The 626-nt window shown below is 53.8% G+C and carries 1 protein-coding gene; it reads right to left on the reverse strand.

Features of this window, described 5'->3' with window-relative positions; translation table 11 throughout:
* On the reverse strand, positions 1-563 hold a 563-nt coding region (locus R7Q11_RS27400; RefSeq protein ID WP_214138998.1), incomplete at its 3' end, for an IS6-like element IS26 family transposase.
* Positions 564-626 lie beyond the last annotated feature (63 nt).

Below are 626 nucleotides of genomic sequence, written 5' to 3' on the forward strand. Positions count from 1 at the left end.
CCCAGCGTGGCGTTGATTATCCGTTTCAGTTTGCCATGATCGCATTCAATCACGTTGTTCCGGTACTTAATCTGTCGGTGTTCAACGTCAGACGGGCACCGGCCTTCGCGTTTGAGCAGAGCAAGCGCGCGACCATAGGCGGGCGCTTTATCCGTGTTGATGAATCGCGGGATCTGCCACTTCTTCACGTTGTTGAGGATTTTACCCAGAAACCGGTATGCAGCTTTGCTGTTACGACGGGAGGAGAGATAAAAATCGACAGTGCGGCCCCGGCTGTCGACGGCCCGGTACAGATACGCCCAGCGGCCATTGACCTTCACGTAGGTTTCATCCATGTGCCACGGGCAAAGATCGGAAGGGTTACGCCAGTACCAGCGCAGCCGTTTTTCCATTTCAGGCGCATAACGCTGAACCCAGCGGTAAATCGTGGAGTGATCGACATTCACTCCGCGTTCAGCCAGCATCTCCTGCAGCTCACGGTAACTGATGCCGTATTTGCAGTACCAGCGTACGGCCCACAGAATGATGTCACGCTGAAAATGCCGGCCTTTGAATGGGTTCATGTGCAGCTCCATCAGCAAAAGGGGATGATAAGTTTATCACCAGCGACTATTTGCAACAGTGCC

It is taken from the genome of Vibrio sp. 970, assembly GCF_033339075.1.